Origin of the sequence: Streptomyces sp. NPDC000075 (assembly GCF_040301925.1) — a bacterium.
Lineage (GTDB): Bacteria > Actinomycetota > Actinomycetes > Streptomycetales > Streptomycetaceae > Streptomyces > Streptomyces polychromogenes.
In genome coordinates this window covers 266,269-282,169 of sequence record NZ_JBEPFL010000003.1, presented here as the reverse complement: position 1 = coordinate 282,169, position 15,901 = coordinate 266,269, and the positions used below count along the sequence as shown (strand labels likewise).

Annotated in this window: 13 protein-coding genes; 8 read left to right on the top strand and 5 right to left on the bottom strand. The window is 73.0% G+C overall.

Annotated elements, in window-relative coordinates; translation table 11 throughout:
• Positions 1-3: 3 nt before the first annotated feature.
• The 4 genes from ABT403_RS05495 to pdhA form a co-directional block, all read right to left on the bottom strand.
• The gene (locus tag ABT403_RS05495; RefSeq protein ID WP_344160087.1) at positions 4-969 is read right to left on the bottom strand and encodes a GNAT family N-acetyltransferase; all 966 of its coding nucleotides are present in this window, start codon (positions 967-969) and stop codon (positions 4-6) included.
• 123 nt (positions 970-1,092) lie between these two features.
• Positions 1,093-2,556 carry a dihydrolipoamide acetyltransferase family protein gene (locus ABT403_RS05490; protein ID WP_344160090.1) on the bottom strand — a complete coding sequence of 488 codons (1,464 nt, stop codon included), beginning with the start codon at positions 2,554-2,556 and terminating at the stop codon, positions 1,093-1,095.
• Positions 2,557-2,569: 13 nt separating this feature from the next.
• Positions 2,570-3,550, bottom strand: a complete 981-nt coding sequence (locus ABT403_RS05485) for an alpha-ketoacid dehydrogenase subunit beta (protein ID WP_344160093.1) — start codon at positions 3,548-3,550, stop codon at positions 2,570-2,572.
• Positions 3,550-4,764, bottom strand: a complete 1,215-nt coding sequence (gene pdhA, locus ABT403_RS05480) for a pyruvate dehydrogenase (acetyl-transferring) E1 component subunit alpha (protein WP_344160096.1) — start codon at positions 4,762-4,764, stop codon at positions 3,550-3,552. Before pdhA ends, ABT403_RS05485 begins: the two co-directional genes overlap by 1 nt.
• 325 nt (positions 4,765-5,089) lie before the next feature.
• Here pdhA and ABT403_RS05475 point away from each other — a divergent pair, with 325 nt between their 5' ends.
• Together ABT403_RS05475 and ABT403_RS05470 are read left to right on the top strand one after the other, a co-directional pair.
• Positions 5,090-5,749, top strand: coding sequence for a response regulator (locus ABT403_RS05475; protein WP_344160099.1), 660 nt, complete (start codon positions 5,090-5,092; stop codon positions 5,747-5,749).
• A gap of 209 nt (positions 5,750-5,958) precedes the next feature.
• The gene (locus tag ABT403_RS05470) at positions 5,959-6,387 is read left to right on the top strand and encodes a pyridoxamine 5'-phosphate oxidase family protein (protein WP_344160101.1); all 429 of its coding nucleotides are present in this window, start codon (positions 5,959-5,961) and stop codon (positions 6,385-6,387) included.
• Positions 6,388-6,464: 77 nt separating this feature from the next.
• On the opposite strand, the gene ABT403_RS05465 is transcribed toward ABT403_RS05470, so the two are convergent.
• Positions 6,465-8,078, bottom strand: a complete 1,614-nt coding sequence (locus tag ABT403_RS05465) for a protein kinase domain-containing protein (protein WP_344160104.1) — start codon at positions 8,076-8,078, stop codon at positions 6,465-6,467.
• A 225-nt stretch (positions 8,079-8,303) separates the two neighbouring features.
• Here ABT403_RS05465 and ABT403_RS05460 point away from each other — a divergent pair, with 225 nt between their 5' ends.
• The 6 genes from ABT403_RS05460 to ABT403_RS05435 all read left to right on the top strand — a co-directional run bounded on the left by ABT403_RS05460 (position 8,304) and on the right by ABT403_RS05435 (position 15,726).
• Complete coding sequence (locus ABT403_RS05460) at positions 8,304-9,971, top strand: protein kinase domain-containing protein (RefSeq protein ID WP_344160107.1); 1,668 nt, start codon at positions 8,304-8,306, stop codon at positions 9,969-9,971.
• A 139-nt stretch (positions 9,972-10,110) separates the two neighbouring features.
• Positions 10,111-10,599: a hypothetical protein gene (locus tag ABT403_RS05455; RefSeq protein ID WP_344160110.1), complete on the top strand. Its 489-nt coding sequence runs from the start codon at positions 10,111-10,113 to the stop codon at positions 10,597-10,599.
• A 79-nt stretch (positions 10,600-10,678) separates the two neighbouring features.
• The gene (locus ABT403_RS05450) at positions 10,679-11,356 is read left to right on the top strand and encodes a PadR family transcriptional regulator (RefSeq protein WP_344160113.1); all 678 of its coding nucleotides are present in this window, start codon (positions 10,679-10,681) and stop codon (positions 11,354-11,356) included.
• Between the two features lie 25 nt (positions 11,357-11,381).
• The gene (locus ABT403_RS05445; protein ID WP_425580201.1) at positions 11,382-12,209 is read left to right on the top strand and encodes an ABC transporter ATP-binding protein; all 828 of its coding nucleotides are present in this window, start codon (positions 11,382-11,384) and stop codon (positions 12,207-12,209) included.
• 101 nt (positions 12,210-12,310) lie between these two features.
• The gene (locus ABT403_RS05440; protein WP_344160846.1) at positions 12,311-15,070 is read left to right on the top strand and encodes an FtsX-like permease family protein; all 2,760 of its coding nucleotides are present in this window, start codon (positions 12,311-12,313) and stop codon (positions 15,068-15,070) included.
• Between the two features lie 113 nt (positions 15,071-15,183).
• A complete protein-coding gene (locus ABT403_RS05435; RefSeq protein WP_344160116.1) occupies positions 15,184-15,726 on the top strand; it encodes a bacterial proteasome activator family protein in 543 nt (180 codons plus the stop codon).
• Positions 15,727-15,901 lie beyond the last annotated feature (175 nt).

The window sequence follows — 15,901 nt, the reverse complement described above, 5'->3', positions numbered from 1 at the left end:
GCCTCACGTCCCGGGCGGGGCCTCCAGGACGAGGCGGATCCCGGTGACCTCGTAGCCGGCGCGGTCGAAGGCGGCGGCCATCGGGAGGTTGACGGTGTCGGTGGTGGCCGTGATCCGCCCGGCGCCCCCGGCGGCGTGGAAGCGGGTGATCTCGGCGAGGATCTCGTCGATCAGGCCCTTGCCGCGCTGTTCGGGGACCACGCCCAGGTAGCCGACGTTGCGGTGGTAGGGGGTCGCCGAGGGGATCGCCATGCCGGCGAGGGTGCCGTCGGGCAGGTGGGCCAGGCGCCACCAGGAGCGTTCGCCGGGGCAGTCGCGGTAGAACGCGAGGTCCTCGCGGGCGAGTTCCTCCTCGGTCATCGTCTCCAGCTCGTAGCGGGTGGCCAGGTCGAGGCTGCCGCGCGAGAGCCGGACGAAGGCGTCGAGGAACTCCTCGTCGGTGCCCTCCCGGAAGACGAGCCGGCCGGTGGGTGCGGCGGTACCGGCGGTGGGGGGTCCCCCCGGCGGTAGCTGGGGGCGGGTCCACTCGTAGCGCAGGCGCTCGATCCCCCGGGTCAGGCCGGCCCGTGCGGCGGCCTCCCGGCGCCAGGCGACGGCGCCGGCGAGGGCGGGGTCCCGGCTCCAGTCCCGGGGCAGGGACAGGTGGTAGCCGGGGCGGATGCCGAAGGCGGCGTGGCCGGCCCCCAGCAGGGCGGCGGCCAGGGCGGCCGGGTCGGCGACGCGGGAGCCGACCTGGAGGCAGTCGAGGGCGACGGGCCGCTCGGCGTCGGCGCGGCCCCACCACAGGGCGCGGGCCAGCACCCGCCCGTCCCCGTCCTCGGCGAACCAGGTCCACTCGGGGCGGAAGCGGTGGGCGGCGAACTCCTCGCGGACGCGGTCGGCGGGGAGCGCGGCGACGGGGTCCCCGTCCTGCCAGGCCAGGGCCCGGTCGATGCCGGCGGGGTCGTCGAGGGCGGTACGGAATCTCATCGGGCCGATGATCACCCCGGAGGTACGGGGCCGGCCAGGGGTTTTCGTGCGGGGACGCCGATGGCCGGCCCTCCCGGAAGGGGAGGACCGGCCATCGCCGGGTGTCTGCTGCCGCGGCGGCCGCTACGACCAGGTGACCAGCCGGCGCGGGTGCTCCAGGACCGCCGCGATGTCCGCGAGGAACTTGGAGCCCAGCTCGCCGTCGATCAGGCGGTGGTCGAACGACAGGGCCAGGGTGGTGACCTGGCGCGGCTTGACCTTGCCCTTGTGGACCCACGGCTGGAGCTTGATCGCGCCGACCGCGAGGATCGCGGACTCGCCGGGGTTCAGGATGGGCGTACCGGTGTCGACGCCGAAGACGCCGACGTTGGTGATGGTGATGGTGCCGTTCTGCATGTCGGCCGGGGAGGTCTTGCCCTCGCGGGCCGTGGCCACCAGGTCCGACAGCGAGGCCGACAGCTCCGCCAGGGTCTTGGCGTGGGCGTCCTTGATGTTCGGGACGATCAGGCCGCGCGGGGTGGCCGCCGCGATGCCCAGGTTGACGTAGTGCTTGAGCACGATCTCCTGGGCCGCCTCGTCCCAGGACGCGTTGACGTCCGGGTTGCGGCGGATGGCGACGAGGACCGCCTTGGCGATCAGGAGCAGCGGGTTGATCCGGAGCCCCGCGAGGTCCGGGTCGTCCTTGAGCTCCTGGACCAGCTTCATCGTCCGGGTCACGTCGAGGGTGATGAACTCGGTGACGTGCGGCGCGGTGAAGGCGGAGCCGACCATGGCCTGGGCGGTAACCTTGCGGACGCCCTTGACCGGGATACGGGTCTCCCGCGCGCCCGGTGCCGCGGCGACGGCCGGGACCGGCTCGGCCGGGGCCTGGACGGGCGCGGGGGCGGCGGCCGGGGCCGGAGCCGCCGGGGCGACGGGCGCCGGGGCCTGCGGGGCGAGCGCGGCCGCGGCGGCGGCGTGCACGTCCTCGCGGGTCACGACCCCGCCCTCGCCGGTGGGGACCACCGAGGCCAGGTCGATGCCGAGGTCCTTGGCGAGCTTGCGCACGGGCGGCTTGGCGAGCGGCCGCTCGGCGGCGGCCACGCCGTTGCCGTTGGCGTACGCGGTGCCGTTGCGCTCCGCCGGAGCGGGCGCGGCGGGCGCCGGCACGACGGGCGCGGGGGCCGCGGGCGCGGCGGCCGCCGGGGCGCCCGCCACCGCCTTGCGCGGGCGGCGCTTGGAGGAGGACTGGGAGACCCCGTAGCCCACCAGCACGGGCTGGCGGCCCTCGGGCGCCGCCTCCTCGGCGGCCTCCGGGGCGGCCGGGGCGGCGGCAGCGGCGGCCGGGGCCTCCGCTGCCTCGTCCCCGCCCGTCCGGACCGAGATGATGACCTGGCCGACGTCGACCGTCACGCCCTCCTCGAAGAGCAGCGCGTGCACCACTCCGTCGAAGGGGATGGGCAGCTCGACGGCCGCCTTCGCCGTCTCGACCTCGCAGACGACCTGCCCGTCGGTGACCGTGTCACCCGGCTGGACGTACCACTTGAGGATCTCGGCCTCGGTCAGGCCCTCGCCCACGTCGGGCATCTTGAATTCGCGGATCGTCATGGCGCGGGTCTCCTCAGAACGCCAGCGAGCGGTCGACGGCGTCGAGCACCCGGTCCAGGCCGGGCAGGTACTCGTCCTCCAGGCGGGCCGGCGGGTACGGGGCGTGGAAGCCGCCGACGCGCAGCACCGGCGCCTCCAGGTGGTAGAAGCACCGCTCCGTGATGCGGGCGGCGATCTCGGAGCCGGTGCCGAGGAAAACCGGGGCCTCGTGGACCACGACCAGCCGGCGGGTCTTCTCCACCGACGCCTGGATCCCGTCGAAGTCGACCGGGGACATCGAGCGCAGGTCCAGGACCTCGACCGACTTGCCCTCCTCGGCGGCCGCGGCGGCCGCCTCCAGGCAGACCTTCACCATCGGGCCGTACGCGGCCAGGGTGAGGTCGGAGCCCTCGCGGAGCACCCGCGCCTTGTGCAGCTCGCCGGGGATGGCGTCGACGTCGACCTCGCCCTTGTCCCAGTAGCGGCGCTTCGGCTCGAAGAAGATCACCGGGTCGTCGCTGAGGATCGCCTGCTGGAGCATCCAGTACGCGTCGCTGGCGTTCGACGGGGAGACCACCTTGAGGCCCGGGACGTGCGCGAACAGCGTCTCGGGGGACTCGCTGTGGTGCTCGACGGCGCCGATCGCGCCGCCGTAGGGGATGCGGACGACGACCGGCAGCTTGATCTTGCCGAGGGCGCGCGCGTGCATCTTCGCGAGCTGCGTGACGATCTGGTCGTACGCGGGGAAGACGAACCCGTCGAACTGGATCTCCACGACCGGCCGGTAGCCGCGCAGGGCCAGGCCGATGGCGGTGCCGACGATGCCCGACTCGGCGAGCGGGGTGTCGATGACCCGCTCCTCGCCGAAGTCCTTCTGGAGCCCGTCGGTGATGCGGAAGACACCGCCCAGCTTGCCGACGTCCTCGCCCATGATCAGGACCTTGGGGTCGGTGTCCATGGCCTTGCGGAGCGACTCGTTGAGCGCCTTCGCGATCGACATCTTCTCGATGGCCATCAGTGACCCTCCTCGGCCTCGAAGGAAGCGAGGTAGGCGGCGAACTGGGCGCGCTCCTCGTCGACGAGCGCGTGCCCGTCCGCGTAGACGTTCTCGAAGATCGCCATGGTGTCGGGGTCGGGCATGGAGCGCACGACCTCGCGGACCCGCTTGCCGAGGGCCTCGCTCTCGGTCTCCAGCTCCTCGAAGAACGCCTCGTCGGCGCCCCCGGAGGCCAGCAGGTGGGCCTTCAGGCGCAGGATCGGGTCCTTCGCCTCCCAGGCGGCCGTCTCCTCGTCCGCGCGGTACTTCGTCGGGTCGTCGGAGGTGGTGTGGGCGCCCATGCGGTACGTGAACGCCTCGATCAGGGCCGGGCCCTCGCCTCGGCGGGCGCGGTCCAGCGCCCAGCGGGTGACCGCGAGGCAGGCCAGGACGTCGTTGCCGTCGACGCGGATGCCCGGGAAACCGAAGCCCTGGGCACGCTGGTAGAGCGGCACGCGCATCTGGCGCTCGGTCGGCTCGGAGATCGCCCACTGGTTGTTCTGGCAGAAGAACACCACGGGGGAGTTGTAGACGGCGGAGAAGTTGAAGGCCTCCATCACGTCGCCCTGGCTGGACGCGCCGTCGCCGAAGTAGGCGATGACGGCGGAGTCGGCGCCGTCCTTGGCCACGCCCATCGCGTAACCGGTCGCGTGCAGCGTCTGCGAGCCGATGACGATCGTGTAGAGGTGGAAGTTGTTGGTGTTCGGGTCCCAGCCGCCGTGGTTCACGCCGCGGAACATGCCGAGCAGGTTCGTCGGGTCGACGCCGCGGCACCAGGCCACGCCGTGCTCGCGGTAGGTCGGGAAGACGTAGTCGTCGTCGCGGAGTGCCCGGCCGGAGCCGATCTGGGCCGCCTCCTGCCCGAGCAGCGAGGCCCACAGGCCCAGCTCGCCCTGGCGCTGGAGTGCGGTCGCCTCACCGTCGAAGCGGCGGGTCAGGACCATGTCGCGGTAGAGACCGCGCAGGTCCTCGGTGGTGATGTCCGCGGCGAAGGCCGCGAACTCCGCGAGGTCGGGGTTGCCCTCGATCTCGACCCGTTCACCCTCGGGCGTCAGCAGTTGTACGAGCTGAGGCTCGGCGTCGTGCGGCTGTGCGGTGGCAGCGGCGGTCTTGCGGGCGCTCGCCGCGCCTGCCGCCCGCTTGGTGCCGCTGCTGCGTCGCGGCTTGCGCGCGGCAGTGCTCTCCACGGTCACGTGTGCTCCTCCGTCGGTCCGGCACCCGGGTTCTCCGGGGACCAGTGCGGCTCACCTGTATCCGTACCCGTACACGGGGTGGGTGCACGGCGCGTTTCGGATTCAGGCGTGACAGGTGCCCCGGCGAGTGCCCTGCGCACAGCACGTTACCCAGTGCGACGCATAACTGCGAAACCCCGTTTGACCTGCGATTTTGCTTGGATATCCAAGTAAATCGACCGCAGCGGGAACAACCACTGGTCACAGCCTTGCAGGGGGCCGGAACAACGGCACGTTATCCCGGGTAACTCCGGCAGGGAAGAGGTGAGTGTGTGAAGATGAGCTTGTGCGCGAAAACGGAAAAATCAAGGTATTTCTCCTGGACGACCACGAAGTAGTACGTCGCGGCGTTCATGAGCTCTTGTCGGTCGAAGAGGACATCGAGATCGTCGGCGAGGCCGGTACCGCCGCGGACGCCCTGGTCCGCATCCCGGCGACCCGCCCCGACGTGGCCGTGCTCGACGTGCGCCTGCCGGACGGCAGCGGGGTCGAGGTGTGCCGCGAGGTCCGCTCCCAGGACGAGGACATCAAGTGCCTGATGCTCACCTCGTTCGCCGACGACGAGGCGCTGTTCGACGCCATCATGGCGGGCGCCTCGGGCTACGTGCTCAAGGCGATCCGGGGGAACGAGCTGCTCAGCGCGGTGCGCGACGTGGCGGCCGGCAGGTCGCTGCTGGACCCGGTGGCGACCGCCCGAGTGCTGGAGCGGCTGCGCGACGGCAAGAACGGCAAGGGTGACGACCGGCTCGCGAACCTCACCGAGCAGGAGCGCAAGATCCTCGACCTGATCGGCGAGGGCCTGACCAACCGGGTCATCGGCGAGCGGCTGCACCTGGCCGAGAAGACCATCAAGAACTACGTCTCCAGCCTGCTGTCGAAGCTGGGCATGGAGCGGCGCTCCCAGGCCGCCGCGTACGTCGCCCGCCTCCAGGCCGAGAAGCGCTAGCCGCGCTCGACCGGGGCGCAAGTCCGTTCGAGTGAGTACCGAGCCCGGGCCGACCGGGCCCGGACCACCCGTCGAGCGGGCTCCGATCGCGTGACGGTCCGTGGCCGCGCGGTGCCCCGTCGCACACGGTTCGATTCGGGACCAACGTCCCCGATCGTCGGGGCGGGATCCTCTGGCCCGGCCCCCTTCCGGGGGCCGAGAGTGGTCGCATGTCACCGGAGGAAACACAGGCCGTGGAGATGCTGCGCCGGGTCCCGTACGGCCGGGTCGCCACCAGCATGCGCGCGCTCCCCTTCCTCGCCGTCGCCCGCCACATCGTGGTGGGCGGCCGGGTCGTCCTGAGAATGCACGCCGGTTTCGGCTATCACCACGCCTGCAACGGAAGCGTGGTCTCCTACGGGGCCGACAACTTCAATTCCGGCGCGTCCCGTCTCTGGTCCGTGCAGGTCACGGGCACGGCGCAGCTCGCCGAGCCGACCACCGCGGAACTGGAACTATTCGGTCCGGGACCGCATTTCGTGGACGGGGAGGTGTTCGACCCCGTCTACATGCGCATCGAACCGCAGCTCGTCACCGTGCACACCCTCGGAACCGAGAATGCGGAACGCTCCGACCGGCACTACCAGCACGCGCTCTGACGTGGGAAAAGCGGGAGCGGACACGGAAAGAGGCCCGGCGGAATGGGAATTCCGCCGGGCCTCCGCCGTACGTACCGCTAGTTCGCGCCCTCGGCGCCGGCCGGGGTGCCGCCGCCGCCCCCGCTGGGCGGGGTCGGGTTCTTGGTGGGCGGCTCCACCGGGGTGGTCTTCGGCGGCGGGGTCGTCGGGTTCCTCGTCTCCGGCGCGGAGGAACCCGAGGAGGCCGACGGGGTCGTGCTCGGCGTGAACTTGCTGCGGCTCGGGGCGGGCGTGAAGGTGTCCTCGTCGTGCGAGCGGCCCGTCTCGGAGCTCTGCGCGGTCGAGGGGGTGTCCTGCGCACCCGGGCTGCTCTGCGCGGCGCCCGGGCTGCTCACGCTGGTCTTCGGCTTGGCGCCGCCGCCACCGCCGAGATTGCCGCTCTTGATGGCGTACGCGACGCCGCCGGCGATGGCCAGCACCGCGAGCAGCGCGAAGAGCCAGACCTTCCACTTCCCGCCGCCGGAGCGGTTGTCGTACCCGTCGTAGCCGTCATAGCCGTCGTACCCGCCCGGGCCGCCGGCGTGGACGTGCCCGCCGCCGGGGAAGGCCGTCCCGTCGTCCGGGTTCAGCGGCGGCACCATCGGCTGCTGGAACTGCGAGGTCGTGGCGTGCGAGGGGTACGGGGCGCGGGGGCCGCCGTTGCCGCCCGCGGGCATCATCGAGGTCTGGCCGCCGCCCGGCTGGCCGTGCGGGAGCGCCATGACGACCGGGCCCGTGTTCCAGGTGCCGGTGTTCGGGCCCTGGTCCTGGAGCATCTGGAGCGCGTACTGGACGAGCCCGCGCATCTCCTCGGCGCTCTGGAACCGGTCGTCCGGGTCCTTGGCGAGCGACCGCATGACGAGGCCGTCGAGCTCCTGCGGGATGTGGTGCCCCTCGGGCAGCTGCGAGGGCGGGACGGGGGCGTCCTGGACGTGCTGGTAGACCACCGACAGCGGGGTCTCGCCGGTGAAGGGGGGCCGCAGCGCGAGCAGTTCGTAGAGCAGGCAGCCGGTCGCGTACAGGTCGCTGCGGTGGTCCACGGCCTTGCCGAGGGCCTGTTCCGGCGACAGGTACTGCGGGGTGCCCATGACCATGCCGGTCTGGGTCATCGTGGACTGCGCGCCGTGCAGGGCGCGGGCGATGCCGAAGTCCATCACCTTCACCGCGCCGGTGTGCGTGATGATGACGTTCGCGGGCTTGATGTCACGGTGCACGATGCCGTGCTGGTGCGAGTAGGCGAGCGCCTCCAGCACGCCCGACACGATGATGAGCGCCTGCTCGGGGCCGGGGGCCTCGGCGCTGATCAGCAGGTCGCGGATGGTGCGGCCCTCGACCAGCTCCATCACGATGTACGGGACCACGTTCGGGCCGACCCGGTCCTCGCCGGAGTCGTACACGGCGACCACGGCGTGGTGGTTGAGGCCGGCGACCGACTGCGCCTCGCGCGTGAAGCGGGCCTTGGACACCGGGTCCTCGGCCAGGTCGGGGCGCAGCAGCTTCACGGCCACGGTGCGGCCCAGCCGGACGTCCTCGGCCGCGAAGACCTCGGCCATGCCGCCGCGGCCCAGGCGGTGGGTCAGCCGGTACCGGCCGTCCCCCACGAGGCCGCCCGCGCCCCAGTGCTCAGGACCGTCGGCCATCCCGGCGCCGTTTCCCTCGGGTTCGGGTGCCATCAGTCCTCGCCGTCGTCTCTCTCGTCCGCTCTAGCGGTGGGCCTCTTCGGGTGCTCCGGTGAACGCTACAGCCTCCGAACCCGTCACCGTTCGGCTACAGACACCGCGTAGGCCCGTGGTCACGCAGCGGGCACCGGCTTGACGTGTGCTTGCCCTCCGGCAGACTGGGCGCGACATGCGCTCAGCCAGACGCGTAGCAACACAGCCCGAGGGGAAGCAACAGTCATGAGCCAGGACGGAACACAGGGCCGGTACGCAGGCGGCTCCCTGGCCGGTGGCCGTTACCAGCTAAGGGATTTGCTGGGCGAGGGGGGCATGGCCTCCGTCTACCTCGCGTACGACTCCGCGCTCGACCGCCAGGTCGCCATCAAGACGCTGCACAGCGAGCTGGGGCGCGAGGCGTCCTTCCGCGAGCGCTTCCGTCGTGAGGCGCAGGCTGTTGCGAAACTGTCGCACACCAACATCGTCTCGGTCTTCGACACGGGCGAGGGGACCGTCACCTTCGGCTCCGGCGGCGGGGACGAAGCGGTCATGCCGTACATCGTCATGGAGTACGTGGAGGGCCAGCCGCTCGGCTCGGTCCTCGACGGGGACGTGCGCCAGTACGGGGCCATGCCGGCGGACAAGGCGCTGAAGGTGACGGCCGACGTACTGGCCGCGCTGGAGACCAGCCACGAGATGGGCCTGGTCCACCGCGACATCAAGCCCGGCAACGTGATGATGACCAAGCGCGGCGTGGTCAAGGTCATGGACTTCGGCATCGCCCGGGCCATGCAGTCGGGGGTCACCTCGATGACGCAGACCGGCATGGTCGTCGGCACCCCGCAGTACCTGTCGCCGGAGCAGGCGCTGGGGCGCGGCGTGGACGCCCGCTCCGACCTGTACTCGGTCGGCATCATGCTGTTCCAGCTGCTGACGGGCCGTATCCCGTTCGAGGCCGACTCCCCGCTGGCGATCGCGTACGCGCACGTCCAGGAGGAGCCGGTGGCCCCGTCCTCCATCAACCGGTCCATCACCCCGGCGATGGACGCTCTGGTGGCGCGGGCGCTGAAGAAGAACCCGAACGAGCGTTTCCCGACGGCCGCGGCCATGCGGGACGAGATCCTGCGGATCGCCTCGGCCGGCCAGACCGGCGCCCCGGCCATCGTGCCGGGCGCCGCGACGGGCGGCAGCGGCGCGGGCGTGGGCTCGACCGTCTTCCCGCCGGTGGACGCGGGCTTCCAGGCGCCGCCTCCGCAGTCGCTGCACCAGCCGTACCAGGCCCCGCACACCCCGGCGCCGTCGCCGTACGCGCAGCCGGCGGCCACGCACCAGCAGCCGGGCGCCTACGCGTACCCGCAGACGGCGCAGGCCCCGCAGCAGCAGTACGCGCCGCAGGCCCAGACCCCGCCGCCGTTCACCATCTCGCCGAGCCAGACGTCCGCTCCGGCGGCGTCCTCGGGCGGCGGGAAGAAGAACACCCCGGTGGTGGTCGGCGCGATCGTGGTGGCCCTGCTGGCCATCGGCGGGCTCATCGCCGTGCTGAACATGGACGACGGCAAGGACGAGGGCAACCAGGCGAGCCCGGCGGCCTCGTCGTCCGCGTCCGCCTCCGCCAAGGCGGGACACAAGGGGCCGGACACCTCGCGCACGATCGAGGCGGACAAGTGCAAGAGCCCGACGAAGTCCTACAAGGACTCGACGAAGGTCATCGCCCCGGACCTCCGGTACAAGAACGTGCTGTCGGTCAAGCAGTGCCTCCAGGCGGCCGGCTGGCGGTACAAGATCACTGAGCGCGACGAGACCGTCTACGGCCAGGACACGGTCCTGGAGCAGCTGCCCGCGGCCGGGGACGACGTCCCCAAGAACGACACGGAGTTCACGCTGATCGTCTCGACCGGCAATCCGCAGTAGCGGACGCCGTCCTGACGCCCGGGCATCCCGGGGCACCCTGACGGGTGTCCCGGGATGCCCGTTTTGTTCCCTTGTGCCAATCTGAGTGCGACGCCCGGGCCTCCGGCGTCCCGGCCGCTCGGAACGGGAGGGGCACCTCGTGATCCCACGCCTCCGAGTCCCCTGCCGGACGGCCGGAGCCGCACTGGCGACCGTCGCGCTGCTGATCACCGCGCCCGCGAGCGCGACCTCCGCCCGCGCCCCCGTCGCGGCGGTGCGCGCCGATTCCGACGCGGAGGCGTACGTACCGGAAGAGGCGTACGAGGAGCTCGCCGGAAGTGCCGGAGGGGTCGGGCGGGAGCACCCGGGGCGGGCCGCCGACGCTCCGGCCGACCCCGAGGTCACCGGAGTCTCCCGGCCCCTGCACCCGGTCCGGCCGGCCCCGCGCCAGGAGCGCGCCGAACGCCAGCGCCCCTCGGCCCCGCCGAGCCCCCCGCCGAGCCGCGCCACACCCGTCTCGGCGCTGGGCACCGAGCCGAACGAGCGGGTCGCCGACCTGGCCGCGCACCTGCTCCCGCTGGGCACCGGGCTGGCCCTGATGGGCGTGGGACTGGGGTACATGGGCGTCCGGCTGCGCCGGGGACGGTAAGGGCGGGCGGCTACGGCGACCGCCGGCCAGGGGCATACTCGGTATACATACTCAGTATGCCCGTGTATACATACTGAGTATGTCGATCCGCCACGGCCTGCTGGCGCTGCTGGAACGGGGCCCCCGTTACGGCTCCCAGCTGCGCACCGAATTCGAATCCCGCACCGGCTCCACCTGGCCCCTCAACGTCGGGCAGGTGTACACCACCCTGGCCCGCCTGGAGCGCGACGGGCTCGTCGCCCCCGACGGCGAGGACGCCGCCGGGCACACCCTCTACGCCATCACCGGCCCCGGCCGCACCGAGCTGCGCGCCTGGTACGAGCGCCCGGTGGACCGCACCAACCCGCCCCGCGACGAGCTCGCCATCAAGCTCGCCATGGCCGTCGGCGCCCCCGGCGTGGACATCCGCGCCGTCATCCAGTCCCAGCGGCACGCCACGCTCAAGGCGATGCAGGACTACACCCGGCTCAAGGCCCGGGCCCTGGCCGCCATCGAGAGCGGTCAGGCGCGGGAGCGCGACGACGTGGCCTGGCTGCTGGTCCTGGAGCAGCTGATCTTCCAGACCGAGGCCGAGGCCCGCTGGCTCGACCACTCCGAGTCCCGGCTCGTCCGGCTGGCCGCGCTCACCGCGACCGGTACGGGCGCCGCCGCGGCTCCCGCCGCGCCCGCGCCCGACGGGCCCCCGCCGCCGCAGGCGGCCGCCACCGGCCCGACCACCGGCACCGCCGGCACCGCCGCCCGTACGCGGCGGGGCTGAACGACCCTTCCAAGGGGGACCCTTCATGCCCGACCAGCAGCACAGCTCCCACCCGTACCACCCGGCCGGGGCGTCCCGGCCGGGCGCGCCCGCCCCGTCCGCGTGGCCCGCCGAGCCCTCCTCTCCGGGCGAGCCCGTCCTGCGGCTGGAGAACCTGGTCCGCACGCACGGCAGCGGCGCCACCGAGGTGCACGCCCTGCGCGGGATCAACCTCGCCGTCCACCCCGGCGAGCTCGTCGCCGTGATGGGGCCCTCCGGCTCCGGCAAGTCCACCCTGCTCACCCTGGCGGGCGGGCTCGACACCCCGAGCAGCGGCCGGGTGCTCGTCGAGGGCGTCGACATCACCGCCGCCGGCCGCCGCAAGCTGGCCGCGCTGCGCCGCCGCAGCATCGGCTACGTCTTCCAGGACTACAACCTCATACCGGCCCTCACCGCCGCCGAGAACGTGGCCCTCCCCCTGGAACTCGACGGCACCTCCGCCCGCAAGGCCCGCGCCGCCGCCCTCGCCTCCCTGGAGGAGATCGGCCTGCGCGCCCTCGCGGACCGCTTCCCCGACGAGATGTCCGGCGGCCAGCAGCAGCGCGTGGCCATCGCCCGCGCCCTGGTCGGGGAACGCCGCCTGGTCCTGGCCGACGAACCCACCGGCGCCCTCGACTCCGAGACCGGCGAATCCGTCCTCGCGCTGCTGCGCCTGCGCTGCGACGCCGGCGCGGCCGGGGTCCTGGTGACGCACGAACCCCGCTTCGCCGCCTGGGCGGACCGGGTCGTGTTCCTGCGCGACGGCAGCGTCGTCGACGAGACCCTGCGCAGCCAGGCCGACTCGCTGCTCTCCGGGCGGGCGGCCGGCCTGTGACCTCCCCGCTCGCCTCCTGGTACCACTCCTGGGTCGCGGCCCTGCGCATCGCCCGCCGCGACGCCTGGCGCGCCAAGGGCCGCAGCGCCATGGTCCTCGCGATGATCGCCCTGCCGGTCGTCGGGGTCAGCGCCGTCGACCTCACCCTGCGCAGCGCCGAACTCACCCCCGGACAGTCCCTGTCCCGCCGGATCGGCGCGGCCGACGCCCTGATCGAATCACCCGGCCTGGACAGCCCGATCCTCCAGAGCCCCGACGCGGAGCGTTACGCGCCCGTCGGCGGGTTCGAGAAGTACCGGCCCGACCCGGACAAACAGGACCGCACGCTCAAGACGGCGGTCCCGGCGGGCGCCGAAGCCGTCCAGGACAGCCGTGCCGGCGTCAAGGTGCACACCCGGCACGGCCTGCTCGACACCCAGCTGCGCGAGCTGGACGTCCACCATCCGCTCACCAAGGGCCTGTTCACCCCCCTGCGCGGCCACCTGCCCCAGGGACCCGGCGAGGTCATCGCCACCGCCGCCTTCCTGGAGCACTCCGGGCTGTACGTGGGCTCCTCGGTCACCCCGCGCGGAGCCACGACCCCCTACCGGATCGTGGGCTCCTACGAGCGGCCCTCCGAGCTGGCCCGCGACGAACTGCTGGCACTGCCCGGCGCCCTGCTCCTGCCCCTCGACCGGGCCCTCACGGCGACCGGGGCACCCGGGCTGGACGTCACCGACTCCTTCCTCGTGAAGGTCGGCGGCGATGGTTTCACGTGGAACATGGTCAAGGAGGCCAACGCCAAGGGCGGGCTCGTCCGCTCCCGCGCCGTCGCCGAGCACCCGCCCGCCGACGCGGCGGTGCCGCTCTACGCCCAGGAGCCCGGCCAGCGCTTCGCCCGTCCGGGCCTGGACGGCGGCCGGATCACCGAGAAGGCCGTCATGGCCACCGTCGTGGGCCTGGCCCTGCTGGAGGTCTGCCTGCTCGCCGGGCCCGCCTTCGCGGTCGGCGCCCGCCGCTCGCGCCGCCAGCTGGGGCTGGTCGGCGCCAACGGCGGCGACCGGCGGCACATCCGGGCCATCGTCCTCTCGGGCGGCCTGGTCATCGGCGCCGTGGCCGCCGTCACCGGCTGCGCGATCGGCGTGGGACTCACCGTCGGACTACGGCCGTTCCTGGAGGAGAAGATCGGCAGCCGCTTCGGTGCCCTGGACTTCCGCCCCCTGGAACTCCTCGGCATCGGCCTGCTCGCCGTCCTGACCGGCCTGCTCGCCGCGTTCGTCCCGGCCGTCACCGCCTCCCGGCAGACCGTCCTGGCCTCCCTCACCGGCCGCCGGGGCATCCGGCGCGCCAACCGGATCCTGCCCCTGATCGGGCTGCTCGCCGTCGCCGGCGGCGCCGCGATCGCCCTCTACGGCACCCGCTACCGGGTCAGCCCCACGGTCGTCGCGGGCGGCAGCGCCCTCGCCGAGCTGGGCGTCGTCGCCCTCACCCCGGTGCTCGTCGGCCTGTTCGGACGGCTGGGGCGGTGGCTGCCCCTGTCGCCCCGGCTCGCGCTGCGCGACGCCGTCCGCAACCGGGGGCGTACGGCCCCGGCCGTGGCCGCCGTACTGGCCGCCGTCGCCGGAACCGTGGCGGTGTCCACGTACCAGCACAGCCGGGACGTGCAGGCCCGCCACGAGTACGTCGCGGAACTCCCCGCCGGCACCGGTCTGCTCACCGCCAACGAGCACAGCGCCCACAAGGAGGTCCCGGCGGCCCGCGAGACCCTCAGCCGGAACCTGCCCGTCGCGGTACGGGCGGACGTGGAACGCCTGTCGGTCGGCAACCCCAACTGCGATACGTACGCGACCTCCCCGGGCTGCGGACGGGTCGAGCTCATCGTCCCGAAGGAGCAGCGCTGCCCGCTCTACGAGTCCGAGCACGGCCCCGCCGACTTCCCGAAGGAAGAGGCGAAGAGGCTGCGCCAGGACCCGCGCTGCGCGATGCCGCGCCGGATGGGCTCCTCCTTCTCGACGATCGTCGCGGACGAGAAGCTCCTCCAGGTCCTGGCCGTGACGGACCCGGGCTCGGTGGCCGCCCTCAAGGCGGGACGGCCGGTCGCCTTCGACCACCGTGCCGTGAAGGACGGGAAGATCACCCTCCGGCTCGTCACGGACCCGGTCGCCGCCCAGAAGGCCGCCTCGGTCCACGCCGAACTGCCCGGCCAGGACAAGGTGCTCACCGTTCACCAGGCGCCCCCGGGCACCGAATCCTGGGGCGTGGGCGTCGTCCTCCCGCCCTCCGCCGCGAAGGCCGCGGGCATCGCCACGGCCCCGGTCGGGTCGTTCTTCAGCCTGGAGACCGCCGCCACCACCGAACAGCGCCAGCGGCTGGACGGGGAGATCGACCGGACGGGCGCCGACGTCCGCGTCACGATCGAGCGCGGCTACCAGAGCGACAGCACCATCGGCGTGCTGGCCCTGGCCGTCTTCGCCGGCCTGGTCACCATCGGCGCGGCGGGCATCGCGACCGGCCTGGCCCAGGCGGACTCCGAGGCCGACCTGAAGACCCTGGCGGCGGTCGGCGCGGCCCCGCGCGTGCGGCGCACGCTCAGCGGCTTCCAGTGCGGGGTGGTCGCCCTGATGGGCGTCGTCCTCGGCTCGGCGGCGGGCATCCTCCCGGCGGTCGGCCTGCGCCTCACCCAGGAGCGCGAGCAGCGGAGCCTGCTGGAACGGGCCGTCGAGGCGGGCTACTCCACCCCGGACGAGTCGCTCTACGTCCCCATCGCCATTCCCTGGGACACCCTGGCCGGCCTCCTGGTCCTCGTCCCGCTGGGCGCGGCGGTACTGGCCGCGGTGGTCACGAGGTCGAGCGGAGCCCTGGCCCGCCGGGCGACCGGATGACGTCGCCTTGAGGTTGCCTGACGTCGCCTGACGTTGCCGCCCCCGCACAGGGTGGATCACGCCCGTGCGGGGGCACACCGTGTGAGAACGACGGTGTGCGAGAGAATGACGGCATGGAGATGCCGAGGAGTGAACGGTCGCAGGACAGTCCCCCGCACGTCCTGATCGTGGGACAGGACGGGAAGGCGGTCGGCGGCGCCGATGACGAGTCGCGCGAGGTCCCGGTGACGGAGATGGTCGAACAGCCCGCCAAGGTCATGCGGATCGGCAGCATGATCAAGCAACTTCTGGAAGAGGTCCGCGCCGCACCTCTGGACGAGGCCAGCCGGGTCCGTCTCAAGGACATCCACGCGGCGTCGGTGAAGGAACTCGAAGACGGCCTGGCCCCCGAGCTGGTCGAGGAACTGGAGCGCCTCTCCCTTCCGTTCACGGAGGAGGCGGTGCCGTCCGAGGCGGAACTGCGGATCGCCCAGGCCCAGTTGGTGGGCTGGCTGGAAGGCCTCTTCCACGGCATCCAGACGGCCCTGTTCGCCCAGCAGATGGCGGCCCGGGCCCAACTGGAACAGATGCGCCGCGCGTTGCCGCCGGGCGGAGCCCACGACGACGAGGACGAGGACGGCCCCCACGGCGCAATCCGCTCGGGCCCGTACCTCTAGCCTCCGGCGGTACCCCGCCTGTCCGCCTCAAACGCCGGCGGGGCTCTTCCAGCCCCGCCGGCGTCTGAGCACGGGGTCCGGGCGGAGCCCCGGGCCAGTACACCCCTGCCAGCGCCTGAGGCACGGGCCCGGGGGCGAAGCCCCAGACCCTTCCAGCCCCGCCGGCGCCGGGTTC

Excerpts from the sequence above, each read along its gene's own strand:
- ABT403_RS05440 (WP_344160846.1), top strand. The coding sequence starts at position 12,311 with ATGATCGCCCTGCCGGTCGTCGGGGTCAGCGCCGTCGACCTCACCCTG.
- ABT403_RS05490 (WP_344160090.1), bottom strand. The coding sequence starts at position 2,556 with ATGACGATCCGCGAATTCAAGATGCCCGACGTGGGCGAGGGCCTGACC.
- ABT403_RS05460 (WP_344160107.1), top strand. The coding sequence starts at position 8,304 with ATGAGCCAGGACGGAACACAGGGCCGGTACGCAGGCGGCTCCCTGGCC.
- ABT403_RS05445 (WP_425580201.1), top strand. The coding sequence starts at position 11,382 with ATGCCCGACCAGCAGCACAGCTCCCACCCGTACCACCCGGCCGGGGCG.
- ABT403_RS05495 (WP_344160087.1), bottom strand. The coding sequence starts at position 969 with ATGAGATTCCGTACCGCCCTCGACGACCCCGCCGGCATCGACCGGGCC.
- ABT403_RS05450 (WP_344160113.1), top strand. The coding sequence starts at position 10,679 with ATGTCGATCCGCCACGGCCTGCTGGCGCTGCTGGAACGGGGCCCCCGT.
- ABT403_RS05485 (WP_344160093.1), bottom strand. The coding sequence starts at position 3,550 with ATGGCCATCGAGAAGATGTCGATCGCGAAGGCGCTCAACGAGTCGCTC.
- ABT403_RS05470 (WP_344160101.1), top strand. The coding sequence starts at position 5,959 with ATGTCACCGGAGGAAACACAGGCCGTGGAGATGCTGCGCCGGGTCCCG.
- ABT403_RS05465 (WP_344160104.1), bottom strand. The coding sequence starts at position 8,078 with ATGGCACCCGAACCCGAGGGAAACGGCGCCGGGATGGCCGACGGTCCT.
- ABT403_RS05435 (WP_344160116.1), top strand. The coding sequence starts at position 15,184 with ATGGAGATGCCGAGGAGTGAACGGTCGCAGGACAGTCCCCCGCACGTC.